Origin of the sequence: Citrobacter sp. Awk 2 (assembly GCF_028069815.1) — a bacterium.
Taxonomy (GTDB): domain Bacteria; phylum Pseudomonadota; class Gammaproteobacteria; order Enterobacterales; family Enterobacteriaceae; genus Citrobacter.
Genome location: NZ_JANEWL010000022.1, coordinates 25,008 through 52,002, shown reverse-complemented (window position 1 = coordinate 52,002; position 26,995 = coordinate 25,008). Strand labels below are relative to the sequence as shown.

The window sequence follows — 26,995 nt, the reverse complement described above, 5'->3', positions numbered from 1 at the left end:
CAATTAATGTCAGCGCATATCGATTAGAAGAACATAATATATATGACGTCCATAATCGCCAGCAGCGACCATAAAATAATGTAGAGCATGAAATGCTCGCGAATATTATTAACCAGATAGTGAAAGATGCGGCGCATCAATGTTATTCCTGTCATTAAAAATGGCCTCACCAACGAGGCCATTGATCAATTATCGCTTAAAACGGGACAGCCTGAATGGCGTCAGGTCAAAGGCTGACGGTTTACCTTGGGCAAAATCAGTCGCAATTTCGCCCAGTACGGAAGCAAACTTAAAACCGTGTCCGCTGAGTCCGGTAATCACCAGCGTGTTGTCATGGTCTGGCAACGTATCGATAATGAAGTCTTCATCTGGCGAGTTATCGTAAGTACAGGATGCGCCATGCAGACAACAGCCAATGCCTGGCAAAATAGCGCGCAGGAATGGGAAAGCCTCAGAACCATCGCTGGCGACAGCGGCAAACGGTTTACGTTCTTCAGGTGAATGAATGACCTGTCCGCCGTTATGCCTGCCAATTTTTAACTCGTCATTTTCAGCCGGAAAACCATAGTATTGATCGCCATTAGGCAGTTCACCGGTAAATGCCGGGAATTTGTTTTTGACACTGTAGCGCCCGTCAGCCTGATACCATGCGAATACTTTACGCACCGGTTGTATCGGCAGTTCCGGCAGCAATGCTTTGACCCAGGTACCGGCGCTGACGACGACTTTATTCGCGTGGTAGTCACCATCGGCTGTTGCAACCGTTACGCCATCATCGTGGTGATGAATCGCCGTGACGGGGCATTTAAACAGCTGTGCACAACCCGCCTCTTCAGCCAGGCGAATCCAGGTTTTAATGGCTAACTCACTACGTAAAAAACCGGATTCAGCTTCAAACAGGCCGATATAGTTTTCAGGCACGCGAATTTCTGGCCAGCGAGCCATGATGGCTGCTGCATCCAGCTGTTCGACATTGAGCTGCCACTGTTTGGCACTTTGCGCCACGGTCGCTAAGAAGGTTGAATCTGCTGGGCCCAGGTTGATAACGCCAGAGCGAACAAAAACAGGCTCTTCATTTTGTGCGGAAAGTTCATCCCACAATGTTTGCGCACGTAGCACCAGTGGAACGTATTTTTCACCTTCGCCATACGCATGACGAATTAATCGTGTATCGCCGTGATGGCTGCCCTGTTGATGCGGTGGCATATGCGCATCGATCATCAAAACGTTGAGACCAGCGCGAGTGGCGTAGTATCCGGCTGCGGCACCCACGGAACCGCTGCCAATAATGATTAAGTCGTATTTCATCCGCTTCTCTCTGCAATCGCGATAGCATACGTTAAATAATTCGAGTTGCAGGACAAAACGCCCTGGCGGTTTTGAACAGCGCTTACGCTGGCCCCAAAGGGGCGAGGCCAAAGGCCGAGTAAAGCCAACGCACATGCAACTTGAAGTATGACAGGTATAGCAGGGTAAATAACTGAACCGGAATATTCAACCTGCAAATAAGAAAGGCACCGCGAAGGTGCCTTTTGATGGTGTGATGTATCAGGTTTAATGTCGCTGATACTCATTTACCTGGTAATCGCCAGATTCAATTTTGGCGATTCCGGCTTCTAATATCGAAATAAATTGCCTGGCAACATCAGTGGTTAACCAGAGCGTTTGACCGACTTCAGTCCCATCCGGGTCCGGACGATTCGGGGTCTGGTAGTGCAAACGCAGCATCAGCGCATCGTAGCTATCAACAGTGCTGATGTCCCACCCTACAAGCGGATGAGTCTGAATGACTTCATTATTCTTTTCCATCATGCCCCCTAATTCGTGTTACTAGACAACGGTTTTCGAGGTTCAATGCGTTTTTTTCTGAAGCAACTTCAGTATATCAATAAATAAGGGTATTCATTGAAAATTTAAAGAGGGCGGCGCATAAATTTTTTGTTTTCAGTGTTATCTGACTAATAAAACAACATGTTATTCATTTTTTTTTAGCATGTTGTGCAATTATTTTGGTGATTTGATTAAAAGATAATCAAAGTGTTTAATATAAATTATCTGCCAGCGTAGTAAATGCAAGATTGGTTTAAAGGAAGCACCTATAAAAAAGCCGGGGCGACCCGGCAAACAAACATCACTGCATATCATTTTTTATTCGTTGATGAACCAGTCATCCGCGCTTTCCCAGGTTTCCTGCAGGATTTCGCTGATGCGTTCTTTGTCCTCTTTTGATGCGCCAATAACCGACAGATTGTTGGCCCCGGCATAACGAACGGTAACGTTACCTTCGTTATCCGGAAAATGATGATGAATACGGCGGGAGAGTTCACCTGCCAGCGCGTCGATAGCACCGGCTGGTAAAGGTGAAGTTTTGGCAATAGTGACTTCAATACGCATAATAGCCCCCTGTTGGATATACTGGTTATTTATACAGTTAACTGCGCCAGTTGACAACAGTGGGCTACACTTTTTTAGCGTTTTACTGACCAGCGTACGGTTTCACCGCCAAGGAATGGTACCAGCGTGTCATTTTCCAGTGCGATGCTCTCCGGGACCTGATGTTCAATTTTCTCCAGTTCAATGAAGGTCTCATTCACCGGCAAACCATAGAACTGTGGGCCATTGAGTGAGCAGAAGGCTTCGAAATGGTCCAGAGCGTTCATCTCTTCGAACACAGTGGCATAGCTGCCCAGCGCGGTCGGCGCATTAAAGCAGCCCGCACAGCCGCAACTGGACTCCTTACGATGACGCGCATGCGGTGCGGAGTCGGTGCCAAGGAATGCACGACTGAATCCGCTGGCAACCAGTTCGCGCAGCGCCTGCTGGTGAACATTACGTTTGAGTATCGGCAGACAGTACAGATGCGGACGAATTCCGCCGACCAGCATATGGTTGCGGTTAAACATTAAATGCTGAGGCGTGATGGTTGCTGCAAGAAGCTCGTTGCCCTCGCGAACGTACTCGGCGGCATCTTTGGTCGTGATATGTTCAAACACCACTTTTAGCGCGGTTAAACGCTGACGTAAGGGGTCCATCACCGTTTCGATAAAACGTGCTTCGCGATCGAAAATATCGATATCAGCATGCGTTACTTCACCATGCACCAACAGTGGCATCCCCAATTTTTCCATGCGCTCCAGTACCGGCATAATGGCATCGACTGAGGTTACACCGTGTGTAGAGTTGGTTGTTGCATTGGCGGGATACAGTTTAGCGGCGGTGAAGACACCTTCGTTGAATCCACGCTCAAGTTCATTAGGATCAAGCGTGTCCGTTAAGTAGCAGGTCATTAATGGCGTAAAGTTATGTCCGGCGGGTACAGCGTCCAGAATGCGCTGGCGGTACGCAATGGCCGCGTCAACGGTAGTGACCGGCGGAGCGAGGTTTGGCATAACAATCGCGCGACCATAAGTTTCACTGGTATAAGGCACGACAGTTTTCAACATGTCGCCATCGCGAAGGTGAAGGTGCCAGTCGTCTGGGCGGCGGATCTTTAAAACCTGGGATGGTGCAGTCATCAATATGCTCCGGCTGAGGATAGTCTTTTTTGCCGGAAACAAAGGATAAGCGGAAACGTTTTCGTTTGCACGAAAAAAAAGGGCGCATTCGCGCCCTGATGTTGATTAATCGGTAAACGGGATAATGATTTCGCCCGGTTTAACCTCAATCCCTTTCGCCAGTTTTTTCGCCAGCGCTTCGCCTTTGCTGCTGTCTTCACGCAGAATATAGGCCGGTTGCTGGTTAAAGTAATTGCGCAGCGACTGATTTAAGTAGGGCATCAGCGTTTGCAGCACTGATTGCATTTTCTCTGGTGTGACGGTCGCATCGACCACTTCCATTTCTTGTAGATAAATCGCGCCTTTTTCTTTATTGAAGACTGGCAATGCTTTTAACTTCAATTTCATGGTCGCTTTCTGGCTACCAAAAAGGGAATTCATATCCAGATTGGCATCGCCTGTCAGCGTCACTTTATTCGGCTCTTCGCGACCAATCTGGCTGGCGAGATTGGTCAGTACGATGTGGGCTTCAGCGACGCCAGGCAGACCAATATCTTTCGAGAAGTCGTTATGCTTAGCCAGTGCCTGATTAATCTCTTGCTCGCTAACCGTGTATTGTGTGAGTTGATTACAACCAACCAACAGGCCGCTGACAATCAGTGCAGCAGCAAAAAAAATCTTTTTCATGGGGTTCCTCAACATGATGCTTGTGGCGTAATCGTGACACAAAGCAGCATCAAGCACCAGCGACCCGGACACCAGCAGAAAAAACTGAAATTGAGTCCGGGACGTCTGGTCAGCTATCAGGCATCAGGTTCCAGCATGCCGCGTGACGGGCGTTTATGGCTAAACTGCCAGCCCAGCGCGAGGAAGGTGATAAAGCCGATAATGCCGAGCATCATCCACGGGAGCTCTGGCTGTGACAATGCTTTACCCATGTCAAACAGCCAGCCGCCACCGATATAACCGATGGCACCGCCGATGGCTAACCCGAGGCGGCTAAAGCCCATGTAGCTGCCCCGTGCGCGCGCATTTGCCAACGACGCGCTCAGCGTCTCGCGTGCCGGTTCCGCAATGATAGAACCGATATAGAAGGTGCAAATCAGGGTGAAAAGCTGCTGTAAATTTCCGACCAGACCGATAGGCATCATGCTAAGAGACATGATCAGCAGGCCCGCCATCAGTCGATGCTCAAGACGAAAACGTTTCTCGCTCCAGCGGGCGATAGGGTAGAGTAGTGTTAAAGAGAGACACGCCTCGATGGCATACATCCATTTCACGGCGGCCGGCGAACCGGCAATGTCATTAACCATAATTGGCAGCATCAACATAACCTGTACCGCCAACATGTAATACCCCGCCAGCGTCAGGACATAGGTGACAAATCGTTTGTCATGCATCACATGGCTCATGCCTTCGCGCACGGGAATTTTCACGGTGGACAGCTTCCATGCCGGAAGCAGCCAGGCGTTAAACGCAGCGCACAAAACGAACAAAATCGCACCCGTAGCGCAGACCAGACGGAAATCGTACTGTAACAGCCAACTGCCGAGTAATGCGCCAACAACGGCACCGGCACTGTCCTGCATCATCAGGATGGAGAAAAAGCGCCCGCGCTTTTCCGGGCGGATCAGTTTGACCACCAGTGCCGAACGGGGCGGGTCGAATAATGTACCGCCTAAGCCGGAGAGGAAACAGGAAAACCACAATAGCCAGGGTTCGTGCGCAATCCCCATCGTGGCGAACCCGGCGGCACGCATCAGCATGCCGGTCACAATCATGGGTTTGGCACCAAAGCGGTCAGCAATTGCGCCGCCAAAAATCCCCAGACCTTGCTGAATAAATTGGCGCAATCCAAGTGCGATACCGACCATCACGGCGGCCCAGCCCATTTGGTCGACGAAACGGATAGAGATCAGTGGGAAAACGACAAAGAAACCCAGCACGACCAGCATATTATCGATGAGCAGGAAATATTTACCCAGGTTCCTTGCCTGCGAGACTTGCGACATTTCCCCTCCAGGGAAAAAACTCGTCACTCGGTGGAGAGTTTAAAAGATAAGCACCTTCTATTCTGCGGTGTCGTTTGCGCTTTTCCCACCCTTGGCGGGACAATATTTTTTTATCAAAAGTCCGTCTTGATAGAGAGTTTTCATCAAAATGTGTGAATAATTCAAAAAATGGCATTTTGCTCTTTTCACAGGGTGTATTTGCACAGGTATAGTAATGCGAATTGCGTATTGAAGACGTTACGGGAAGGAGTAGGTATAGAATGTTTGGCTATCGCAGTAACGTGCCAAAAGTGCGCTTAACCACGGACCGCCTGGTCGTGCGTTTGGTGCATGAGCGTGATGCCTGGCGTCTGGCAGATTATTACGCAGAGAATCGTCATTTCTTAAAGCCCTGGGAACCTATTCGCGATGAAAGCCACTGCTACCCCACTGGCTGGCAGGCGCGTCTGAGCATGATCTCTGAATTCCATAAACAAGGTACAGCCTGGTATTTCGCGCTGCTCGATCCCGACGAAAAAGAAATTATCGGCGTTGCGAACTTCTCGAACGTGGTGCGCGGATCTTTCCACGCCTGTTATCTCGGTTATTCCATTGCGCAGAAGTGGCAAGGGCAGGGGCTGATGTACGAAGCCCTGACCGCCGCGATTCGTTATGTGCAGCGGACGCAACATATTCACCGCATTATGGCGAACTACATGCCACACAATAAGCGTAGCGGCGATTTGCTGGCGCGACTCGGCTTTGAGAAAGAAGGGTATGCAAAAGACTATCTGCTGATTGATGGGCAGTGGCGCGATCATGTGCTGACGGCGTTGACAACATCAGAATGGACCCCCGGTCGCTAAGTTTCAGGCGCGCGGCCTGAATAATGGAGAAGACGATGAAATACGAATTAACCGCCACTGAAGCCCGTGTGATTGGCTGCTTATTAGAAAAACAGGTTACTACACCGGAACAATATCCCCTTTCCGTGAATGGTGTGGTGACCGCGTGTAATCAAAAAACCAACCGTGAACCGGTGATGAATCTGTCGGAAGCCGACGTGCAGGACCAGCTTGATAACCTGGTAAAAAGGCATTTTCTGCGGACGGTGAGCGGCTTTGGTAATCGCGTGACCAAATACGAACAGCGGTTCTGTAATTCAGAGTTTGGCAATCTTAAGCTTAGCGCGGGTGAAGTGGCATTGATCACCACGCTGTTACTCCGTGGCGCTCAAACACCGGGTGAATTGCGTAGCCGCGCATCCCGAATGTATGAGTTCAGCGATATGGCGGAAGTGGAGTCAACGCTGGAGAAACTGGCTACCCGGGAAGATGGCCCTTATGTGGTCCGCCTGGCGCGTGAACCTGGAAAACGAGAAAGTCGTTATATGCACCTGTTTTGTGGCGAGGTTGATGAGTCACTCGCTGCGGCAGATGAACCGCAGGCGGCGTCTGGAGATTTGCAGGCGCGCGTTGAAGCGCTGGAAACCGAAGTGGCAGAATTGAAACAGCGGCTCGATTCATTATTGGCACACCTGGGAGACTGACGTGGGAAAATTGCGTATTGGCGTGGTCGGGTTAGGGGGCATCGCGCAAAAGGCATGGTTGCCTGTGTTGGGCGCATCTGCGGACTGGACGCTGCAGGGTGCATGGTCGCCCTCGCGGGAAAAGGCACTGCGTATTTGTGAAACCTGGCGAATGCCATACGTTGATTCCGTACAGAATTTAGCGGCAACCTGCGATGCCGTTTTCGTTCATTCCAGTACCGCCACCCACTACGCTGTAGTGAGTGAGTTGCTGAATGCCGGTGTTCACGTTTGCGTGGACAAGCCGCTGGCAGAAAATCTGCGCGAAGCTGAACAACTGGTGGAGCTGGCGGCGCGGAAAAAACTGACGCTAATGGTTGGGTTTAATCGTCGCTTTGCGCCGCTGTACCAGGATCTAAAGATGCAGTTGGGCAATGCGGCGTCTGTTCGTATGGACAAGCACCGTACGGATAGCGTCGGGCCGCACGATCTGCGTTTTACGCTGCTGGATGATTATCTGCACGTGGTAGACACCGCGCTGTGGCTGGCGGGAGGACAGGTTCAACTTAATGGCGGCACGCTGTTAACAAATGACACCGGTGAGATGCTGTATGCTGAACATCATTTTTCTGCCGACCAGCTACAGATAACCACCAGTATGCACCGCCGCGCTGGTAGCCAGCGCGAGTGTATCCAGGCCGTGACGGAGGGGGGCTTGATTGATGTGACGGATATGCGGGAATGGCGCGAGGAACGCGGGCAGGGTGTGGTACATAAGCCCATTGCAGGATGGCAAACGACGTTAGAACAACGTGGGTTTGCCGGCTGCGCTCGTCATTTTATAGCCTGCGTACAAAATCAGACGGTTCCTGAGACGGCGGGCGAGCAGGCGATTCTGGCGCAGCGTGTGGTTGAAAAACTGTGGCGGGAGGCGATGGAGGAATAACCCCCTGTAACATCTGGCGGTAGTAATTCACGGTAATCCAGGTACTATATGCCCACTCAAAAAACACCTCTTTTCAAGCTATAGACCAGTTTGTCGGCCTGATAAGACGCTTTAGCGTCGGCATCAGGCTCTGCGACATTGCCGGATGAGGACTCAACGCCTTCTCCGGCCAATGGACTGGCTATGCGGGGTTCTGCCTCAGAGTCTGGAATACAACATAGATGAATTTATTAAAATCGCTGGCAGCCGTCAGCTCGATGACGATGTTCTCACGTGTGCTGGGTTTTGCGCGTGACGCGATTGTCGCCAGAATCTTTGGCGCAGGGATGGCGACCGACGCCTTTTTTGTGGCATTCAAACTTCCTAACCTGCTGCGCCGTATTTTTGCTGAGGGTGCGTTCTCCCAGGCGTTTGTACCGATTCTTGCCGAATACAAAAGTAAGCAGGGCGAAGACGCCACCCGCGTGTTTGTCGCCTATGTTTCTGGTCTATTGACGCTGGCGCTGGCCGTCGTCACGGTGGCCGGGATGCTTGCTGCGCCGTGGGTGATCATGGTCACCGCGCCAGGGTTTGCTGATACTGCAGATAAGTTCACACTGACTACCCAACTGCTGCGGATAACTTTTCCTTATATTCTGCTGATTTCGCTGGCCTCACTGGCAGGTGCAATCCTTAACACATGGAATCGCTTCTCCATTCCCGCGTTTGCGCCGACGTTTCTGAATATCAGCATGATTGGTTTCGCGCTGTTTGCCGCGCCTTATTTCCATCCGCCGGTGCTGGCGCTGGCGTGGGCTGTCACCGTGGGCGGTGTGCTGCAACTGGTTTATCAGCTTCCGCATTTGAAGAAAATTGGCATGCTGGTACTGCCGCGAGTCAACTTTCGTGATGAAGGTGCGATGCGCGTCGTTAAGCAAATGGGGCCGGCGATCCTTGGGGTTTCCGTCAGCCAGGTTTCAATGATTATTAACACGATTTTCGCCTCGTTTCTGGCCTCCGGCTCAGTGTCATGGATGTACTATGCTGACCGTCTGATGGAGTTTCCCTCCGGTGTTTTGGGGGTGGCGCTGGGGACAATCCTGCTGCCGTCACTGTCCAAAAGTTTTTCCAGCGGTAATCATGATGAGTATTGTCGCCTGATGGACTGGGGGCTGCGCCTGTGTTTTCTGCTGGCGTTACCCAGTGCCGTGGCGTTGGGTATCCTGGCGAAACCGCTGACGGTGTCGCTGTTCCAGTATGGAAAATTTACCGCGTTTGATGCGGCGATGACCCAGCGTGCGCTGGTGGCGTATTCGGTCGGTCTGATTGGCATTATCATCGTGAAAGTATTGGCGCCTGGTTTTTACTCGCGTCAGGATATTAAAACGCCGGTAAAAATTGCCATTGTGACGCTGATTCTGACCCAGGTGATGAACCTGGCGTTTATCGGGCCGTTGAAGCATGCCGGACTGTCGTTGTCGATCGGTTTGGCGGCGTGTCTGAATGCTTCACTGCTCTACTGGCAACTGCGCAAACAGAAAATATTCACCCCACAGGCAGGATGGGCCTGGTTCCTGACGCGTCTGGTGATTTCAGTGCTGGTGATGTCTGCTGCGCTGGTAGGGATGCTTTACATGATGCCGGACTGGTCACAAGGGACAATGGTGTGGCGTGTGATGCGTTTGCTGGCGGTGGTGGTCGTGGGAATCGTGGCCTACTTCGCCGCTCTTGCGGCGCTGGGCTTTAAAGTGAAAGAGTTCGTTCGCCGGACGGCGTAATGGACATCCTATGCCGGATGGCGGTACCACGCCGCATCCGGCCAACAGAATAGCGTTGCCTGATAGGCACAATGCCATCAGGCAATGATCAAATAGAGAATTTTTTCCCGCCGCGATGTGCCGCAGATGTGTGGCCGTTCGCACCATACAGCGTCGGCTCCTGGTGCGGTTTCAGTACTTGAATTGCCTGTTGATTGCGTTCGATTTGCCCTTCCAGCAGCCAACCATTGTGCTGGTTGAGATCGCGCAAATGCTGTGTCTTCTTCGTGATTGTCTGCCAGCGCTCGGCAATCTCATCGTTGGCGCTACGCGTGGCGTCATTCTCCAGGCGGCGCTGCTGTTCCAGATAATCGAGGGTGGCCAGCAAAGAACTTTTTTCTTCTGTAATTCGCTGTAGCTGGCTACCGTTGATCTGCCCTGCAGAGAGCTGATGCTGCTCAGCATCCATCACCGTTTTTAGGTCATTGAGGACGGTCGTCATCTGATCAAGTATTTCTGACAAACGAGTCATACTTTATTTACTCTGTAGGTAGCTCTGTGCCTCGCGGATCAGCGAGTCGGCAATTTTTCCGGTATCCATTTTCAGCTCGCCGTTGCGGATCGCGGTTTTCAGCGCTTCGACACGTTCCATATTGATGTCATTGGTGCCGGGCTGCATCAATTTGGCCTGAGCGTCACTCAGCATTACGCTGGTGCTGTTTGTCGTCGCTGTTTTTTCCTTCCGCGCTTTTTGTACCGGCGAGTCGCTGGTTTCGCGTGGCTGGACAGTGCTTACTGGCTTCAATGGTGAGGTACGATCAATACTCATTTTTTCTATCCTCATCGAGGGGTTACGCTATAGCGGCCCGCTTTAATCATTGGTTGATTATCTATCGGCACTCGCTAAAAAATCTTTAACCTATTATAGGTTAATAAGAATATTCCCATCAGAATCGACGATTCCACTCACCACCTGACCAGAAATCATCCGCACTCGGGCGTTTTGCGCGACGGCTGCATTGTTGAGCGCTTTACCTTCGGCATTGACCCGAAAGCCGTCTCCGTTGGCGATAACCATCACGCGTTGACCCGCTTTTATCCGCCACGCCTGGCGCAACATTGTGAGCTGGATTGGCTGACCGGGAACCAGGTCGCGCAGGCTCACGGCATCCTGAACCTGGTTAATGTCCAGTACGGCGCGTGGCGGCAGTTGATCCAGACGACCACGTTTTAGCGTTACGCTGGCCGCGTTCAGTGCGCTTCCGCGGGCAACAGGGGTCGCTGCGACAACATAGTTGCCGGTGGCTTGCACAGTGACCTGCAGATAGCGTTTTTCATTGGCGCAGCGGGCCAGCACGTTCACATTCCCCCACAGTTTCGCACTGCCGGACACGCTCAGCGCAGGCTGATCGCAGCTGGGCTGCAAGTTTGGCGGCGTACGGACAGTGACGACCACCTCATCGCTAAACCCGGCCAGGCGCTGGGAAAACCACGCGGTTAACTGCGAATTCAGGTCTTGTGCCAGCGTCATAGGGCTGAACAGCAGTGCTGCCACGACTATTCCACGTTTAAACGTTTGCATCAAAACCTCGCGCTTTTTCAGGTAGTGGCAGGATTCTACCTGTGTGACGCAGTCATCAACGCAACAAATAGCGACGCATTTTGCGTTTATTCCGGCGATAACGCGCGCGTGATGGGATTTAAGCTGTCGGCTGAATTTTGTCATTTGCGGAGGAGATATGCTCGATAAGCTCGATGCCGCCTTACGTTTTCAACAGGAAGCGCTGAATTTGCGCGCCCAACGCCAGGAAATATTAGCGGCCAACATTGCCAATGCCGACACGCCGGGGTATCAGGCGCGCGACCTGGATTTCGCCAGTGAATTAAAAAAAGTCATGGTGCGAGGGCGGGAAGAAACAGGCGGTGTTTCGTTGACGCTGACCTCTGCACAACACATTCCTGCCCAGACTGTCTCGGCTCCTTCTACGGAGTTGCTCTATCGCATTCCTGACCAGCCGTCTCTGGATGGCAACACGGTGGATATGGACAGGGAGCGTACGCAGTTTGCGGATAACAGCCTGAAGTACCAGATGGGGCTTACCGCGTTAGGTGGGCAAATCAAGGGCATGATGAACGTGCTGCAAGGAGGGAACTAACCCGTGGCGTTGCTCAATATTTTTGATATCGCAGGTTCTGCGCTGACGGCTCAGTCTCAGCGTCTGAACGTGGCTGCCAGCAACATGGCGAACGCCGATAGCGTGACCGGACCTGATGGTCAGCCGTATCGCGCAAAGCAGGTTGTTTTTCAGGTTGATGCAGCACCAGGCGCAGCAACCGGTGGCGTGAAAGTTGCTGACGTCATTGAAAGTCAGGCGCCGGACAAGCTGGTTTATGAACCGGGCAATCCGCTGGCGGATGCGAATGGCTACGTAAAAATGCCGAATGTCGACGTGGTTGGCGAGATGGTTAACACCATGTCTGCTTCACGCAGCTATCAGGCAAACGTTGAAGTGCTCAATACCGTGAAAAGCTTGATGCTTAAAACGCTGACGCTGGGCCAGTAAAGGAGGCGCACATGTCCGTTGCTGTAAAAATGAATGACCCGAGTACGTCGGGTGTTAATGCTGCCACTGGCAACAGTTCGCTGACAGGGAGCAACGCGGCTGATCTGCAAAGCAGCTTTTTGACGCTTCTGGTTGCGCAGTTAAAAAACCAGGACCCGACCAACCCGCTGCAAAACAATGAGTTGACTACCCAGTTAGCGCAAATCAGTACCGTAAGCGGCATTGAAAAATTGAATACCACGCTGGGATCGATCTCCGGACAGATCGATAGCAGCCAGTCGTTGCAGGCCAGTACTCTGATTGGCCATGGCGTCATGATCCCGGGAACCACCATTCTGACCGGTAAGGGTGCGGAAGAAGGGGCAACGACGACCACGACACCGTTTGGCGTTGAGCTGCAGCAACCGGCAGATAAGGTTACCGCAACCATTACCGATAAAGACGGCAAGGTGGTACGCACCATCGATATTGGCGGGTTGAAAGCGGGTGTGCATACCTTTACCTGGGACGGCACGATGACGGACGGCACGGATGCACCGAGCGGTTCGTATAACGTCTCGATTGCGGCCAGTAATGGCGGAACGCAGCTTGTGGCGCAGCCTCTACAGTTTGCGCTGGTGCAGGGTGTTATCCGCAGTAACGGCGGTAACACGCTGGATCTGGGCACCTATGGAACCACCACCCTCGACGAAGTACGGCAGATAATCTAAGCCTTCACACTTATCAGGAGTAAGTCATGGCCTTTTCACAAGCGGTCAGCGGTCTGAACGCTGCAGCGACCAACCTCGATGTCATTGGTAACAACATCGCCAACTCCGCCACCTACGGTTTTAAATCCGGTACGGCATCCTTTGCCGATATGTTCGCCGGTTCTAAAGTGGGTCTGGGCGTTAAAGTTGCGGGTATTACCCAGGACTTTACCGATGGAACCACCACCAACACTGGACGTGGGCTGGATGTGGCTATCAGCCAGAACGGTTTTTTCCGTATGGTTGACAGCAATGGTTCCGTTTTCTTCAGCCGTAACGGTCAGTTCAAACTCGATGAAAACCGCAACATCGTAAACATGCAGGGACTGAAACTGACGGGCTATCCGGCAACCGGTACGCCGCCGACCGTTCAGCAGGGTGCGAACCCAGGGCCGATCACGATCCCCAATACATTGATGGCGGCACAGGCAACCAGCAAGGCCTCAATGCAGATCAACCTGAACTCATCGGATAAAATAATTCCGGCAACGACAAAGTTCGATCCGAAAGATGCTGACAGCTATAACAAAAAAGGTCCTGTCACCGTTTATGACAGCCTGGGTAATGCCCACGAAGTTAACGCCTATTTTGTAAAGCAGGCTGATAACAAATGGGCTGTCTACACCATTGATAGCAGCGATCCTAAGGCTGCTGTGCCAACCGCACCGACGTCCACGCTGGAATTTGATGCCAATGGGGCGTTAATCGGCGGCGGTACATTCGATATCACTACCGCCGCGCTCAATGGCGCCCCCGCGGTCACCTTCGCAATGAGTTTCCAGAACTCCATGCAGCAGAACACCGGCGCAAACAACATTGTTGCCACTAATCAGGACGGGTATAAACCAGGCGATCTGGTGAGCTATCAGATTAACAATGACGGTACCGTAGTTGGTAACTACTCCAACGAACAGAAACAGGTTCTGGGACAGATCGTGCTGGCAAACTTTGCCAACAACGAAGGTCTGGCGTCTCAGGGCGATAACGTCTGGGCGGCAACTCAGGCCTCCGGTGTGGCGCTGCTGGGTACCGCGGGTACGGGTAACTTCGGCAAGCTGACCAACGGTGCGTTGGAAGCCTCTAACGTGGATTTGAGTAAAGAACTGGTGAATATGATCGTCGCTCAGCGTAACTATCAGTCGAATGCGCAGACCATCAAAACCCAGGATCAGATCCTTAACACACTGGTCAACCTGCGCTAAGCGCCTGACGGGATGGCTTAATGGATCACGCAATATATACCGCCATGGGCGCGGCCAGTCAGACGTTGAATCAACAAGCGGTGACGGCCAGCAACCTGGCAAATGCCTCCACACCGGGTTTTCGTGCTCAGCTCAACGCGCTGCGTGCGGTTCCCGTAGAAGGGCTTTCACTACCGACGCGTACGCTGGTAGTTGCTTCCACGCCTGGGGCCGATATGACGCCAGGCCAGATGGATTATACCTCCCGTCCGCTGGATGTGGCCTTGCAGCAGGATGGCTGGTTAGCTGTGCAGACCGCGGATGGCAGCGAAGGATACACCCGCAATGGCGCTATTCAGGTGAGTCCAACCGGTGAGCTGACTATTCAGGGACATCCGGTGATCGGCGAAGCTGGGCCGATAGCGGTACCGGAAGGGTCGGAAGTGACTATCGCCGCTGACGGAACGATTTCGGCGCTCAACCCAGGCGATCCCGCAAATACGGTGGCGCCAGTAGGACGTCTGAAGCTGGTTAAAGCGACGGGAAGTGAAGTGCAACGTGGTGATGACGGTATGTTCCGTCTGAATGCGGCAGCGCAGGCTACCCGCGGGCCGACACTGCAAGCCGACCCCAGCATCCGCGTGATGTCGGGCGTACTGGAAGGCAGTAACGTCAAACCCGTTGCGGCGATGAGCGATATGATTGCCAGCGCTCGCCGCTTCGAAATGCAGATGAAGATTATCAGTAGCGTGGATGATAACGCGGGCCGAGCCAACCAACTGCTGTCGATGAGTTAATACAGGACATTTTATGATCAATTCATTATGGATCGCCAAAACCGGCCTGGACGCGCAGCAAACCAACATGGATGTGATTGCCAACAACCTGGCAAACGTCAGTACGAATGGTTTTAAACGCCAGCGTGCGGTGTTTGAAGATCTGCTGTACCAGACAATTCGTCAACCGGGAGCTCAGTCTTCTGAACAGACAACGCTGCCGTCTGGTTTGCAGATTGGTACTGGTGTGCGTCCGGTTGCGACCGAACGTTTGCACAGCCAGGGTAATCTGTCACAGACCAATAACAGTAAAGATGTGGCGATTAAAGGCCAGGGTTTTTTCCAGGTCATGTTACCGGATGGGACGTCAGCTTATACACGTGATGGCTCTTTCCAGGTGGATCAGAACGGTCAGTTGGTCACGGCGGGTGGTTTTCAGGTACAGCCTGCAATCACTATCCCGGCTAACTCGCTGAGTATCACCATCGGACGAGACGGTATTGTCAGTGTGACTCAGCAGGGCCAGGCTGCGCCTGTTCAGGTGGGGCAGCTCAACCTGACGACCTTCATGAATGACACCGGTCTGGAAAGCATTGGTGAGAATTTGTACACCGAAACGCAATCGTCCGGTGCACCGAACGAAAGCACGCCAGGGTTGAACGGCGCGGGCCTGTTGTACCAGGGCTATGTGGAAACCTCTAACGTCAACGTGGCGGAAGAACTGGTCAACATGATCCAGGTTCAACGTGCTTATGAAATCAACAGTAAAGCGGTATCGACCACCGATCAGATGCTGCAGAAACTGACGCAACTCTAAAGTGACGTCCGGTGGGGTGAAAGCCTCACCGGCGCACTGATTTTGAAGATGAAGGCAATGCGAAAATACGCGCTTCACCCATACCCGATTTTGGCCCTGCTGGTGGTTTCACTGACAGGATGTGCCTGGATACCGGCCACTCCGCTCGTGCAGGGCGCGACGACTGCCCAGCCCGTTCCAGGCCCGACGCCGGTGGCGAATGGATCAATATTTCAGTCTGCGCAGCCGATTAATTATGGCTACCAGCCGTTATTTGAAGACCGCCGTCCGCGCAATATTGGCGATACACTGACTATCGTATTGCAGGAAAACGTCAGTGCGAGCAAAAGCTCCTCGGCGAATGCCAGTCGTGATGGCAAAACTAACTTTGGTTTTGACACGGTACCCCGTTACCTGCAGGGGCTGTTTGGCAACGAGCGTGCCGACGTAGAGGCTTCTGGCGGCAACTCGTTTAACGGTAAAGGCGGCGCGAACGCCAGAAACACCTTCAGTGGTACGTTGACCGTGACGGTTGATCAGGTACTGGTGAATGGCAATTTACATGTCGTGGGTGAAAAACAGATCGCCATTAACCAGGGCACTGAATTCATTCGCTTCTCTGGAGTTGTTAACCCGCGCACCATTAGCGGCAGCAACTCTGTACCGTCAACGCAGGTTGCGGATGCGCGTATTGAATATGTCGGTAACGGCTATATCAATGAAGCGCAGAATATGGGCTGGTTGCAGCGTTTCTTCCTTAATTTATCGCCGATGTAAGCGAGGTATCCAGTGTTTAAAACTCTTGTTGGAATGGTCCTGGTCCTGGCTACCACCTTTGCGCATGCCGATCGCATTCGTGATCTGACCAGTGTTCAGGGAGTGCGTGAAAACTCGCTGATAGGCTACGGGCTGGTGGTGGGGCTGGACGGTACGGGTGACCAGACTACCCAGACACCGTTTACCACGCAAACGCTGAATAACATGCTCTCTCAGCTGGGGATCACCGTGCCGACGGGCACCAATATGCAGTTGAAAAACGTGGCGGCGGTGATGGTGACTGCGTCATTCCCGGCGTTTGGCCGTCAGGGACAAACCATCGATGTGGTGGTCTCTTCAATGGGGAACGCCAAAAGCCTGCGTGGCGGGACGTTGCTGATGACGCCGCTGAAAGGGGTCGATAGCCAGGTATATGCGTTGGCGCAGGGGAATATTCTGGTCGGTGGTGCAGGTGCCGCAGCGGGTGGAAGTAGTGTCCAGGTGAACCAGCTCAATGGTGGACGTATCACCAACGGTGCCATTATTGAACGCGAGTTGCCTACCCAGTTTGGGGGTGGTAATACCATTAATCTGCAGCTGAATAATGAAGATTTCACCATGGCACAGCAGATAACCGACACCATTAACCGTTCTCGCGGATTTGGCAGTGCGACTGCGCTGGATGCACGCACTATCCAGGTACGTGTCCCGAGTGGTAATAGCTCGCAGGTACGTTTCCTCGCGGATATCCAGAATATGGAAGTGAACGTCACACCGCAGGACGCGAAGGTGATTATTAACTCCCGTACGGGATCGGTGGTAATGAACCGTGAAGTGACGCTGGATAGTTGCGCTGTAGCACAAGGCAACCTGTCGATTACGGTTAACCGCCAGGCGAATGTCAGCCAGCCGGATACGCCGTTTGGTGGTGGACAAACCGTGGTGACGCCACAAACGCAGATTGATCTGCGCCAGAGCGGTGGTTCGTTGCAGAGCGTTCGTTCCAGTGCCAACCTGAACAACGTCGTACGAGCATTGAATGCGCTGGGGGCAACACCGATGGATCTGATGTCTATCCTGCAGTCCATGCAAAGTGCAGGTTGTCTGCGCGCCAAACTGGAAATCATCTGATGATTGGTGATAGCAAACTGCTGACCAGCGCAGCCTGGGATGCACAATCACTGAACGAACTGAAAGCGAAAGCGGGTCAGGACCCGGCGGCCAATATCCGCCCGGTCGCCCGCCAGGTTGAAGGGATGTTCGTGCAGATGATGTTGAAAAGCATGCGCGAGGCGCTACCCAAAGACGGTGTGTTTAGCAGCGACTCCACGCGTTTATACACCAGCATGTATGACCAACAGATCGCCCAGCAGATGACGGCAGGAAAAGGACTGGGACTGGCAGAAATGATGGTCAAGCAGATGACGCAAGGTCAGGGGCAACCTGCGGATGATGCGCCGCAGGTGCCGATGAAGTTCTCGCTGGAAACGGTGACCAGCTATCAAAATCAGACGCTGACGCAACTGGTGCGTAAAGCGATGCCCAGAACCACAGAAAGCAATGATGAGCCGCTGTCGGGTGACAGCAAAGACTTCCTCGCTCAACTTTCGTTGCCAGCAAAACTGGCCAGTCAACAGAGTGGGGTTCCTCATCATCTGATTCTGGCGCAGGCTGCGCTGGAGTCCGGGTGGGGGCAACGACAAATTCGACGGGAGAACGGCGAGCCGAGCTTTAACATTTTTGGGGTAAAAGCCTCGGGAAGCTGGAAAGGGCCGACCACTGAAATCACCACCACCGAATACGAAAACGGTGAGGCGAAAAAAGTGAAAGCGAAATTCCGTGTTTATAGCTCCTATCTTGAAGCACTGTCGGATTATGTCGGTCTGATATCTCGCAATCCGCGTTACGCCGCGGTGACCGGTGCTGCGACCGCTGAGCAGGGTGCCCAGGCATTGCAGAATGCCGGTTACGCCACTGACCCTAACTATGCGCGTAAATTAACCAGCATGATCCAGCAGCTAAAATCGATGAGCGAAAAGGTGAGTAAAACCTACAGCACGAATCTCGATAATCTCTTTTAAATAGCTCAAGTCTGCTGACCTGCTGCCGATAATACCGAGTATTGAAGGATTACAAGGAACCTCCATGTCCAGCTTGATTAATAACGCGATGAGTGGACTCAGCGCAGCGCAGGCCGCGTTGAACACTGCCAGTAATAACATCTCCAGCTATAACGTTGCCGGATATACCCGACAAACGACAATTATGGCGCAAGCGAACAGCACGCTGGGTGCGGGGGGCTGGGTCGGCAATGGTGTTTATGTTTCTGGCGTACAGCGTGAGTATGACTCATTTATCACTAATCAGTTACGTGCGGCGCAGAACCAGAGCAGCGGTCTGACGACACGTTATGAGCAAATGTCAAAAATCGACAACCTGCTCGCCAGCAAAACCAGTTCGATCTCAACGTCGATGCAGGGTTTCTTTACCAGTCTGCAGACGTTGGTGAGTAACGCAGAAGATCCGGCGGCACGTCAGGCACTTATCGGTAAAGCTGATGGCTTAGTCAATCAGTTCAGAACGACGGACCAATATCTGCGCGATCAGGATAAGCAGGTCAATATTGCGATTAAAGCCAGCGTCGATCAAATCAACAACTATTCGAAGCAAATTGCCAGCCTTAACGACCAAATCTCCCGTTTGACGGGCGTTGGCGCGGGTGCATCACCTAACGATCTGCTCGATCAGCGCGATCAACTGGTGAGTGAGCTGAACAAGATTGTCGGCGTGGAAGTCAGTATTCAGGACGGCGGCACCTATAACGTGACCATGGCGAATGGCTATTCGCTGGTGCAAGGCAGCAATGCTCGCCAACTGGCCGCTGTACCTTCCAGCGATGATCCCTCTCGCACGACTGTCGCTTATGTTGACGGTGTGGCCGGAGAAGTTGCCATCCCGGAAAAGTTGATCACGACCGGTTCGCTGGGCGGGCTGTTGACGTTCCGTTCGCAGGAACTCGACCAAACGCGTAATACCCTTGGTCAGTTGGCTCTCGCTTTTGCTGATGCGTTTAACACGCAGCACAAAGAAGGTTTTGATGCCAACGGCGACCCGGGCAAAAACTTTTTCGATATTGGTGGCCCGGCAGTCCTTAGCAATACGAAGAATAAAGGGACCGGTGCGCTTGATGTAAAAATGACGGATAGCTCGTCGGTACAAGCCACAGACTATAAAATTACGTTTGATGGTACTGACTGGCAGGTGACCCGTCTGGCTGACAATACCAGCTTTAAGCCGACGGTCACTGGCGGAAAAATGTCGTTTGATGGGCTGGAAATCACCGTCAAAAATGGTGCGGTGGCAAATGACAGCTTTACGGTGAAACCCGTGGGGGACGCCATTATTAATATGAAAGTGGCGGTGACCGATGAGTCGAAAATCGCCATGGCTGAAGTGTCCAAAAATGACGCTGATCCCAATGTTGATAAAGGAAAAAGCGATAACCGTAACGGCCAGAAACTGCTGGATCTGCAAACCAAGGCAACCATCGGGAATAAAACCTTTAACGATGCTTACGCTACGCTGGTGAGCGATGTCGGCAACAAAACGGCGACCTTAAAAACCAGCAGCACCACGCAAAACAATGTGGTCACGCAGCTTTCAAATCAGCAACAGTCTATTTCCGGGGTTAACCTCGACGAAGAGTACGGGAATTTGCAGCGTTATCAGCAGTATTACCTGGCCAACGCTCAGGTGCTGCAAACGGCGAATTCGCTCTTTGATGCACTGCTGAATATTCGCTAAGGGAGAGGAACTCAATGCGTATCAGTACTCAGATGATGTACCAGCAGAACATGCGCGGCATCACCAACTCTCAGGCTGAATGGATGAAATTTGGCGAGCAGATGTCAACGGGGAAACGCGTGAACAACCCGTCTGACGATCCGATTGCCGCATCACAGGCCGTGGTCCTTTCGCAGGCTCAGGCACAGAACACGCAATATACGCTGGCACGCTCGTTTGCAACGCAAAAAGTCTCGCTGGAAGAGAACGTATTGAGCCAGGTGACGACGGCAATTCAGGCTGCGCAGGAAAAAATTGTTTATGCCGGGAACGGAACGTTAAGCGATGACGACCGTGCATCGCTGGCCACCGATCTGCAGGGGATTCGCGATCAGCTGATGAACCTGGCAAATAGTACCGACGGTAATGGTCGCTATATTTTCGGTGGATATAAAACTGAATCGGCACCGTTTGCCCAGGCAGATGGCGCTTACAGTGGCGGTACAACAAACGTTACCCAACAGGTCGATGCTTCGCGCACTATGGTTATTGGTCATACTGGGGATAAGGTGTTTGCCAACGTCACCAGCAATGCCGTGCCGGAACCGGGTGGCGGTACTCAGGAAAAGAACCTGTTTAAAATGCTGGATACTGCTATTGATGCGCTCAAAACCCCTATTGAGGGTGATGACGTGGCAAAAGCTACCGCCGCTGCTGCCATTGATAAAACCAACCGTGGTTTAAAGAATTCACTCAATAATGTGTTGAGCGTCCGTGCAGAACTAGGTACGCAGCTTAGTGAATTAAGCTCGCTTGATTCACTGGGTGCCGATCGCGCATTAGGCCAAACCCAGCAGATGAGCAATCTGGTTGACGTTGACTGGAATGCGGCGATTTCTTCGTATGTTATGCAGCAGGCTGCGCTACAGGCATCGTATAAAACGTTTACCGATATGCAGGGAATGTCACTGTTCCAGCTCAACCGGTAACGACCCTTTTTGAAACATATCATGAAACTGGATATGTTTGTCTGCCCGCTCCACATACACCCCGGAGCGGGCATTTTTTTAGGCTGCAGTTGTCTGGCTAACAGGCAATTTACCGGTCAGTCTAATTACCAGTGCAACAACACCGCAGAAAGTGGCCAGCATCACCACGCCTTCCCAGTTTGCCAGCGCATAGACCTGACTTCCGAGTACGGAACCCAGCGCCATGCCGATAAACACCATGGTAAATAGCAACGCATTCAGACGACCTCTTGCCTGAGGCTCCAGGCTATAAACCAGGTTTTGGTGGGCGACCAGGCTGGATTGCAGCCCGAGATCAAAGCCTATCGCCGACAGGGCAATCAGCAGCCACTGCCCCTGTATTGGCAGGGCTGGAAGCAAGAACATAAGTGCAAAAGAAAGCGTGACTAACAGCGCACCCAACTGTGTTACCCGTCCGGCACCTACTTTATCTGCCAGATGACCTGCCATTGGGGCTGCCAGCGCTCCGGCTGCCCCTGCAATACCAAATGCTCCCGCCATCGCACTGCCCATGTGGTAATGTTCAGAGAGCATAACCGCCAGTGTTGACCAGAAGGCACTGAAGGCAACAGACAGGAAACCCTGTGCCCACGCCGCCCGGCGCAGTGGAGGATAACGTCGCCACAGTTGCGCCATGGACAGCATTAATGCCGGATAACTCAGCGTGGAATGGACCGCAAAGCGGGGCAGCATTTTCCACATCAGCACGGTAATCACGGCAATACTGACGGCGGCAAGTTGATACATTTCCCGCCAGCCATAGGCTTCACCTACCAGCCCGCTGATGGTCCGTGAGAGTAAGATCCCCAGCAGAAGACCTGTCATGACGGTACCCACCGTTTTTCCCTGTTTGCCTTCAGGCGCCAGGATGGCTGCGGCCGGCACGATATCCTGAGCCATGGTCGCTGCCATTCCCATCATTAAGCTAACCAGCAGTAGCGAATGTAGCTGCCCGGTAAAACTGCAGGCCAACAGCAGTGCGGCAAGAGAGACGCTTTTTAGCAGGATTAATGTCCGACGGTCATAACGGTCGCCCAACGGCAACAAAAATAAAATGCCCAGTGCGTATCCTGCCTGGGTGAGCGTTGGCACCAGACCCATGCCGGTGATGCTTAAGGCCAGGTCCTGGCCCATTAATGGTAAAAGAGGCTGGGCATAATAGATTGCTGCAACGCTGAACCCAGCGCCCAGTGCCAGAACAAAAATAACCCAACGGGAAAGTGCGGTGTGTGTGTTCACAAATGATTCCTCAATCACGGGATGTGCGGCTATTTTTATCCTTCAACCGGTGGCACGGTAGCGAGCGCAGTGGTAAAACAGTTATACGCTACACGTATGAATAATGACTAAATGATAAAAACTGAACGTATAGATAGGGTGGAGTTGATGCGCACGTTTGTGCGCATCGTTGAGGCTGGTTCGCTTTCAGCGGCGGCAAAGCAAATGGGCACCACTCAGGCAACCGTCAGTCGACGACTGCAATCCCTTGAGACGCTGTTGGGCGTTAAGCTGATTATGCGTACCACCCATGCAATGAAACTGACTGATGATGGTGAACGGGGGTATCAGCACGCCAAACACATTATCGACGCCTGGCTGGCGCTGGAGGACGGGTTGAACGTCACGGAGGATGAGCCAGTGGGGACGTTGCGGGTTCGGGCACCGCATGCGTTCGGCCAACAGCAACTCCTTGAACCGCTTCTGCAATTCCTTTCCCGCTATCCACAGTTATCCGTTGAGTGGATGCTGAATGATAAGACCGTTGATTTTCTCAGCGACAATATCGACTGCGCTATCCGGGTTGGGGCTGAGGTCGATCCGGCAACGGTTTCGGTATTGTTAGCTGAAGTCCCGCGAAGTATGGTGGCAAGTCCCGAGCTTCTCGCGCAATTTGGGATTTTGACTCACCCTGAACAGTTATCGGCGCTGCCCTGGATCGCGGTAAATACATTTTATCAGCACAACGTGTCGTTACTTCACCACAGGCGTAAAGAAGCTATCACGCTGAATATTTCTCCCAGATTAAGTACCGACAGTATTTACGTCGCCAGAAATGCTGCACTTGCGGGGCTGGGGATTACCCTTGTCTCAAGCTGGATGGTTGAAGACGATATCGCCTGTGGAAGATTGATTACGCTATTACCTGACTGGCATGCGGCGTCATTGCCTGTGCATTTGGTTTATCCCTGGGCTCGTTATTACCCAACCCGCTTGCGCAAATTTCTGGCATTAATGAAAGAGGTTATGCCACAGGTAACGGGGATGAGGGGCGTTCACGACGTATAAAAAAAGCCGACCCAGAGGTCGGCTTTTTCATTGCTTATGATTTACTCAACAGGCTGCGGGCGTGTTGCTGGCGCGGTTGCCTGATGGCTGGCACTGTGTCCGCCTGCCGCACCTTTACCCTCAAAGGCAAAAGCAGGACGCTGCCAGTCGCTATGACGCGGCGCTTCTGGTACATATTCCGGTGCTGGTGCACGAGTCATCGGTGCGGTCGCATGGCTGTGAATCAGTTCTGCGTCCACACTGGCTGTCGCAACTTCGGCCACTGTGGCTGGCGCTACGGCACTAATCACATCTTTCGGTGCTTCAACAATGGGGGCCGTCTCAACAACTGGCGCAACCTCGATAACCTCTTCAACCACTTCTGGCTGGGAAGCCACGGTTTCAACAGGCTCTTCGGCTACTGCTTTTTGTGCAACTTCAGCAACAGGCTCAGCTTGTGCGGCAATCTCTTCGGCAACAGGTGCATCAGCGACGGCGATAATCTGCGGTTGTTCAGCAACCGGAGCGGCAATCACTTCCGGATGTGCTGTTTCAGCCACAACAGTCTGCGTTTCCTCTACGCTAACATCAGGCTGCACGACGTTTTCCTGTACAGGGACATCCGCAATGTGCTCAACGACAGCAGCAGCGACTTGAGGCTCTACTGCCACAGGCGTGTTTTGTTCCTGATCCAGTTTCTGTTCGCGCTGTTCTTCAACCTGCATGTCCTGAGTACGGGCAACAGGGTAGCTAATCCAGACTTTGCCGGATGCTAATTCAGGAGAAGCACAGGCGACCGTTAACGGCATCGGCGACTGAACCGGATAACGTTCGTCACGATAGCGACGACGACGCTGCCCGCTTACACGCAGATGGCGAGGAGAACGACGCGAGCGACGAGGCATACCGTTGTTATCTCGTGCTTCGTTGTTGTCTTCTTGCTCTGGTGCAACGACTGCTGGTAAATCGACTTTAGCCAGTTCGGTACGTTGAACCGGAGCGGGCTGTTCAACAGGTTGAGCAACGGCGGTTTCAGCAACAATAGCTGCAGTGGCCACTTCGGCTTCAACCGGCGCACTGTCGGTGAATCGAACTTTCTGATTCAACTGACGCTGTTTACGACGAGTCTGCGGCTGACGCACGCGTTCTTCCTGCTCGGAATCCTGTGCAGGCTGTTCAGCCAGGTTCAGCTCTTTAACTTCCTGCTGCGCCTGACGCTTATCATCGTTGCGACGGCGGTTGCGCTCGCGACGTGGAGCCTGCTGCTCGTCGCCGGATTTCGCTTTATCTGCAACATCGCTGGATTGCTGGCGGTTGTCACGAGTTTCAGCATTCTGCTGTTGCGCCTGACGACGGTTACGACGATTTTCATCGCGGTTTTCGCCATTTTCAGAACGTTCGTTGCGGTTGTCACGATCGCCACGGTTGTCGCGGTTATCACGGCGTTCGTTGCGGTCGCGACGATTGTTTTGGCGCGGCTTACGACGATCCTGCTGGCGTTCAGTCTTTTCTTCGGCTTTCGGTGCAGGTTGCTCCACTGGTTTCACTTCTTCGCTGCCACTAAAGATAGACTTCAGCGCGCCGAAGAAACGGCTAATCAAACCAGGCTGTGCGGCTGTTGCGGCAGTTGTTGCGGCAACTTTTGGCGCAACGGAAGGTTTAGCAACAGGTTCTTGTAGCGCCGGGGCAGGCGGAACATCAGGCATCGCAAACGTTGCAAGTGCCGGTTGCTCAGGTTGCTTACGCTCGACGTATTCTTCTTCCGTCGGTAATGCCATTGCTTCTTCGTGCAGTTTCGGCAGCAGATAGCTCAGGGTTGGCGTCTCTTCCCCTTTGCGTACACGCAGTACGGAATAGTGCGGCGTTTCCATCTGATCGTTTGGCACGATCACACAGCGCACACCATTCTGACGCGTCTCAATGGCATTGACTGCAGTACGTTTTTCGTTGAGCAGATAAGACGCAATGGGTACCGGGACGATCGCGTGAACTTCCTGGGTATTCTCTTTCAGCGCTTCTTCTTCGATCAGACGCAGAATGGAGAGCGACAGCGATTCGTTGTCACGCACGGTACCGGTGCCGGAGCAACGCGGGCAGACGTGGTGACTGGATTCACCCAGGGACGGGCTCAGACGCTGACGGGACATTTCCAGCAGACCGAAGCGAGAAATATGGCTGATCTGAATACGCGCTCTGTCTTGGCGAACGGCTTCACGCAGACGGTTTTCTACCGCACGCTGGTGGCGAACCGGGGTCATATCGATAAAGTCGATGACGATCAGGCCGCCAAGGTCACGCAGACGCAACTGACGTGCAATTTCATCGGCAGCTTCGAGGTTGGTGTTAAACGCCGTTTCTTCAATATCACCGCCGCGGGTTGCGCGTGCGGAGTTGATATCGATAGCAGTCAGCGCTTCAGTGCTGTCGATAACGATTGACCCGCCGGAAGGCAGACGCACTTCACGTTGGAAGGCAGATTCAATCTGGGATTCAATTTGGTAGTGGCTGAATAGCGGGATTTCGCCAGTGTACAGTTTGATTTTGCTGCTGAAATCAGGACGGCCCAGCGCGGCGATGTGCTGACGCGCCATCTCCATCACTTTCGGGTTATCGATAAGGATTTCACCAATATCCTGACGTAAATAGTCACGGAAAGCACGAACGATGACGTTGCTTTCCTGGTGGATCAGGAACGGAGCAGGGCGGCTTTCAGCCGCTTTTTGAATGGCTTCCCAGTGTTTCAGACGGAAGCTCAGGTCCCACTGCAGCGCCTCGGCGGATTTGCCGACACCCGCGGTACGTACGATAAGCCCCATGCCATCAGGCAGTTCAAGGCTTGCCAGCGCTTCTTTTAATTCGGTACGGTCGTCGCCTTCAATGCGACGAGAGATGCCGCCCGCACGCGGGTTGTTTGGCATCAAAACGAGATAGCTGCCTGCCAGACTGATAAAGGTTGTCAGTGCTGCGCCTTTATTTCCGCGCTCTTCTTTATCTATCTGAACGATAACTTCCTGACCTTCACGCAACACATCTTTAATGTTGGGACGGCCATGGGAACTGTAGTTTGCAGGAAAATATTCGCGGGCAATTTCTTTTAACGGGAGGAAACCGTGACGTTCAGCGCCGTAATCAACGAAAGCAGCTTCCAGACTCGGTTCAATACGGGTAATTTTACCTTTATAGATGTTGGCTTTTTTCTGCTCGTGTCCAGGACTTTCGATATCCAGATCGTACAGACGTTGCCCATCTACAAGGGCGACACGCAACTCTTCCTGCTGAGTCGCGTTAATTAACATTCTTTTCATCGTAACTTACTCATTATTCTTACATTGACGACTAAGCTGCGGGCAGAGAAATGCCTTTCCGGGTGTGAACCGATGGCCTCGTGTCTATTCGCGTCGC

Annotated in this window: 28 protein-coding genes; 16 read left to right on the top strand and 12 right to left on the bottom strand. The window is 52.7% G+C overall.

Translation table 11 applies throughout. The features are described from left to right. Window positions 1–23: 23 nt before the first annotated feature. The 7 genes from NNO02_RS08490 to mdtH form a co-directional block, all read right to left on the bottom strand. On the bottom strand, window positions 24–137 hold the full coding sequence (locus NNO02_RS08490; RefSeq protein WP_003846814.1) for a YceO family protein: 114 nt from the start codon (window positions 135–137) through the stop codon (window positions 24–26). 52 nt (window positions 138–189) lie between these two features. Continuing rightward, window positions 190–1,308, bottom strand: coding sequence for an N-methyl-L-tryptophan oxidase (gene solA, locus NNO02_RS08485; RefSeq protein WP_271454567.1), 1,119 nt, complete (start codon window positions 1,306–1,308; stop codon window positions 190–192). A 246-nt stretch (window positions 1,309–1,554) separates the two neighbouring features. Continuing rightward, window positions 1,555–1,809, bottom strand: a complete 255-nt coding sequence (gene bssS, locus NNO02_RS08480; RefSeq protein ID WP_003036154.1) for a biofilm formation regulator BssS — start codon at window positions 1,807–1,809, stop codon at window positions 1,555–1,557. 339 nt (window positions 1,810–2,148) lie between these two features. Then, the gene (dinI, locus tag NNO02_RS08475; RefSeq protein ID WP_202038314.1) at window positions 2,149–2,394 is read right to left on the bottom strand and encodes a DNA damage-inducible protein I; all 246 of its coding nucleotides are present in this window, start codon (window positions 2,392–2,394) and stop codon (window positions 2,149–2,151) included. A 74-nt stretch (window positions 2,395–2,468) separates the two neighbouring features. Beyond that, entirely contained in the window at window positions 2,469–3,515 is a 1,047-nt protein-coding gene (gene pyrC / locus NNO02_RS08470; protein ID WP_271454566.1) for a dihydroorotase, read from the bottom strand. A 105-nt stretch (window positions 3,516–3,620) separates the two neighbouring features. Beyond that, complete coding sequence (locus NNO02_RS08465; RefSeq protein ID WP_061068127.1) at window positions 3,621–4,181, bottom strand: lipoprotein; 561 nt, start codon at window positions 4,179–4,181, stop codon at window positions 3,621–3,623. Between the two features lie 116 nt (window positions 4,182–4,297). Continuing rightward, window positions 4,298–5,506: a multidrug efflux MFS transporter MdtH gene (gene mdtH, locus NNO02_RS08460; protein ID WP_137383040.1), complete on the bottom strand. Its 1,209-nt coding sequence runs from the start codon at window positions 5,504–5,506 to the stop codon at window positions 4,298–4,300. Between the two features lie 260 nt (window positions 5,507–5,766). Here mdtH and rimJ point away from each other — a divergent pair, with 260 nt between their 5' ends. From rimJ to murJ, 4 genes are all read left to right on the top strand, one after another. Next, the gene (gene rimJ / locus NNO02_RS08455) at window positions 5,767–6,351 is read left to right on the top strand and encodes a ribosomal protein S5-alanine N-acetyltransferase (protein ID WP_271454565.1); all 585 of its coding nucleotides are present in this window, start codon (window positions 5,767–5,769) and stop codon (window positions 6,349–6,351) included. A gap of 35 nt (window positions 6,352–6,386) precedes the next feature. Continuing rightward, on the top strand, window positions 6,387–7,034 hold the full coding sequence (locus tag NNO02_RS08450) for a YceH family protein (RefSeq protein WP_048211222.1): 648 nt from the start codon (window positions 6,387–6,389) through the stop codon (window positions 7,032–7,034). Window position 7,035: 1 nt separating this feature from the next. Continuing rightward, window positions 7,036–7,959, top strand: coding sequence for a Gfo/Idh/MocA family protein (locus tag NNO02_RS08445; protein ID WP_271454564.1), 924 nt, complete (start codon window positions 7,036–7,038; stop codon window positions 7,957–7,959). A gap of 221 nt (window positions 7,960–8,180) precedes the next feature. Then, window positions 8,181–9,716 carry a murein biosynthesis integral membrane protein MurJ gene (gene murJ, locus NNO02_RS08440; RefSeq protein ID WP_271441726.1) on the top strand — a complete coding sequence of 512 codons (1,536 nt, stop codon included), beginning with the start codon at window positions 8,181–8,183 and terminating at the stop codon, window positions 9,714–9,716. An 88-nt stretch (window positions 9,717–9,804) separates the two neighbouring features. On the opposite strand, the gene flgN is transcribed toward murJ, so the two are convergent. The 3 genes from flgN to flgA all read right to left on the bottom strand — a co-directional run bounded on the left by flgN (window position 9,805) and on the right by flgA (window position 11,277). Continuing rightward, window positions 9,805–10,227, bottom strand: a complete 423-nt coding sequence (flgN, locus tag NNO02_RS08435) for a flagella biosynthesis chaperone FlgN (RefSeq protein WP_271441727.1) — start codon at window positions 10,225–10,227, stop codon at window positions 9,805–9,807. Between the two features lie 3 nt (window positions 10,228–10,230). Further along, the gene (flgM, locus tag NNO02_RS08430) at window positions 10,231–10,524 is read right to left on the bottom strand and encodes a flagellar biosynthesis anti-sigma factor FlgM (RefSeq protein WP_005129057.1); all 294 of its coding nucleotides are present in this window, start codon (window positions 10,522–10,524) and stop codon (window positions 10,231–10,233) included. 93 nt (window positions 10,525–10,617) lie between these two features. Next, complete coding sequence (gene flgA, locus NNO02_RS08425; RefSeq protein WP_271441728.1) at window positions 10,618–11,277, bottom strand: flagellar basal body P-ring formation chaperone FlgA; 660 nt, start codon at window positions 11,275–11,277, stop codon at window positions 10,618–10,620. 157 nt (window positions 11,278–11,434) lie between these two features. On the opposite strand from flgA, the gene flgB reads away from it, so the two are divergent. From flgB to flgL, 11 genes are all read left to right on the top strand, one after another. Then, window positions 11,435–11,851, top strand: a complete 417-nt coding sequence (flgB, locus tag NNO02_RS08420; protein ID WP_003036189.1) for a flagellar basal body rod protein FlgB — start codon at window positions 11,435–11,437, stop codon at window positions 11,849–11,851. Window positions 11,852–11,854: 3 nt separating this feature from the next. Then, entirely contained in the window at window positions 11,855–12,259 is a 405-nt protein-coding gene (gene flgC, locus NNO02_RS08415) for a flagellar basal body rod protein FlgC (protein WP_045441655.1), read from the top strand. Window positions 12,260–12,270: 11 nt separating this feature from the next. Then, window positions 12,271–12,969 carry a flagellar hook assembly protein FlgD gene (flgD, locus tag NNO02_RS08410; protein ID WP_271441729.1) on the top strand — a complete coding sequence of 233 codons (699 nt, stop codon included), beginning with the start codon at window positions 12,271–12,273 and terminating at the stop codon, window positions 12,967–12,969. Between the two features lie 26 nt (window positions 12,970–12,995). Then, the gene (gene flgE, locus NNO02_RS08405; RefSeq protein WP_271454563.1) at window positions 12,996–14,210 is read left to right on the top strand and encodes a flagellar hook protein FlgE; all 1,215 of its coding nucleotides are present in this window, start codon (window positions 12,996–12,998) and stop codon (window positions 14,208–14,210) included. A 20-nt stretch (window positions 14,211–14,230) separates the two neighbouring features. Next, window positions 14,231–14,986, top strand: a complete 756-nt coding sequence (locus NNO02_RS08400; RefSeq protein ID WP_045441661.1) for a flagellar basal body rod protein FlgF — start codon at window positions 14,231–14,233, stop codon at window positions 14,984–14,986. Window positions 14,987–14,999: 13 nt separating this feature from the next. Then, complete coding sequence (gene flgG / locus NNO02_RS08395) at window positions 15,000–15,782, top strand: flagellar basal-body rod protein FlgG (RefSeq protein WP_005129045.1); 783 nt, start codon at window positions 15,000–15,002, stop codon at window positions 15,780–15,782. A 57-nt stretch (window positions 15,783–15,839) separates the two neighbouring features. Next, window positions 15,840–16,538 carry a flagellar basal body L-ring protein FlgH gene (gene flgH / locus NNO02_RS08390; protein ID WP_003836756.1) on the top strand — a complete coding sequence of 233 codons (699 nt, stop codon included), beginning with the start codon at window positions 15,840–15,842 and terminating at the stop codon, window positions 16,536–16,538. A 33-nt stretch (window positions 16,539–16,571) separates the two neighbouring features. After that, window positions 16,572–17,648 (top strand): flagellar basal body P-ring protein FlgI, encoded by a 1,077-nt coding sequence (locus NNO02_RS08385; RefSeq protein ID WP_137383046.1) that lies wholly within the window; start codon window positions 16,572–16,574, stop codon window positions 17,646–17,648. Continuing rightward, complete coding sequence (gene flgJ, locus NNO02_RS08380; RefSeq protein WP_121584801.1) at window positions 17,648–18,598, top strand: flagellar assembly peptidoglycan hydrolase FlgJ; 951 nt, start codon at window positions 17,648–17,650, stop codon at window positions 18,596–18,598. Before NNO02_RS08385 ends, flgJ begins: the two co-directional genes overlap by 1 nt. A 64-nt stretch (window positions 18,599–18,662) precedes the next feature. After that, the gene (gene flgK, locus NNO02_RS08375) at window positions 18,663–20,321 is read left to right on the top strand and encodes a flagellar hook-associated protein FlgK (RefSeq protein WP_271441732.1); all 1,659 of its coding nucleotides are present in this window, start codon (window positions 18,663–18,665) and stop codon (window positions 20,319–20,321) included. A 14-nt stretch (window positions 20,322–20,335) separates the two neighbouring features. Next, complete coding sequence (flgL, locus tag NNO02_RS08370; protein WP_271441733.1) at window positions 20,336–21,289, top strand: flagellar hook-associated protein FlgL; 954 nt, start codon at window positions 20,336–20,338, stop codon at window positions 21,287–21,289. Between the two features lie 78 nt (window positions 21,290–21,367). Here the strand turns inward: flgL and NNO02_RS08365 are convergent, their stop codons facing one another. Continuing rightward, window positions 21,368–22,567, bottom strand: coding sequence for an MFS transporter (locus tag NNO02_RS08365; RefSeq protein ID WP_271454562.1), 1,200 nt, complete (start codon window positions 22,565–22,567; stop codon window positions 21,368–21,370). 111 nt (window positions 22,568–22,678) lie between these two features. Here NNO02_RS08365 and NNO02_RS08360 point away from each other — a divergent pair, with 111 nt between their 5' ends. After that, window positions 22,679–23,614, top strand: coding sequence for a LysR family transcriptional regulator (locus NNO02_RS08360; protein ID WP_271441735.1), 936 nt, complete (start codon window positions 22,679–22,681; stop codon window positions 23,612–23,614). Window positions 23,615–23,655: 41 nt separating this feature from the next. Here NNO02_RS08360 and rne read toward each other — a convergent pair whose 3' ends face one another. After that, complete coding sequence (gene rne, locus NNO02_RS08355; protein WP_271454561.1) at window positions 23,656–26,898, bottom strand: ribonuclease E; 3,243 nt, start codon at window positions 26,896–26,898, stop codon at window positions 23,656–23,658. Between the last annotated feature and the right edge of the window lie 97 nt (window positions 26,899–26,995).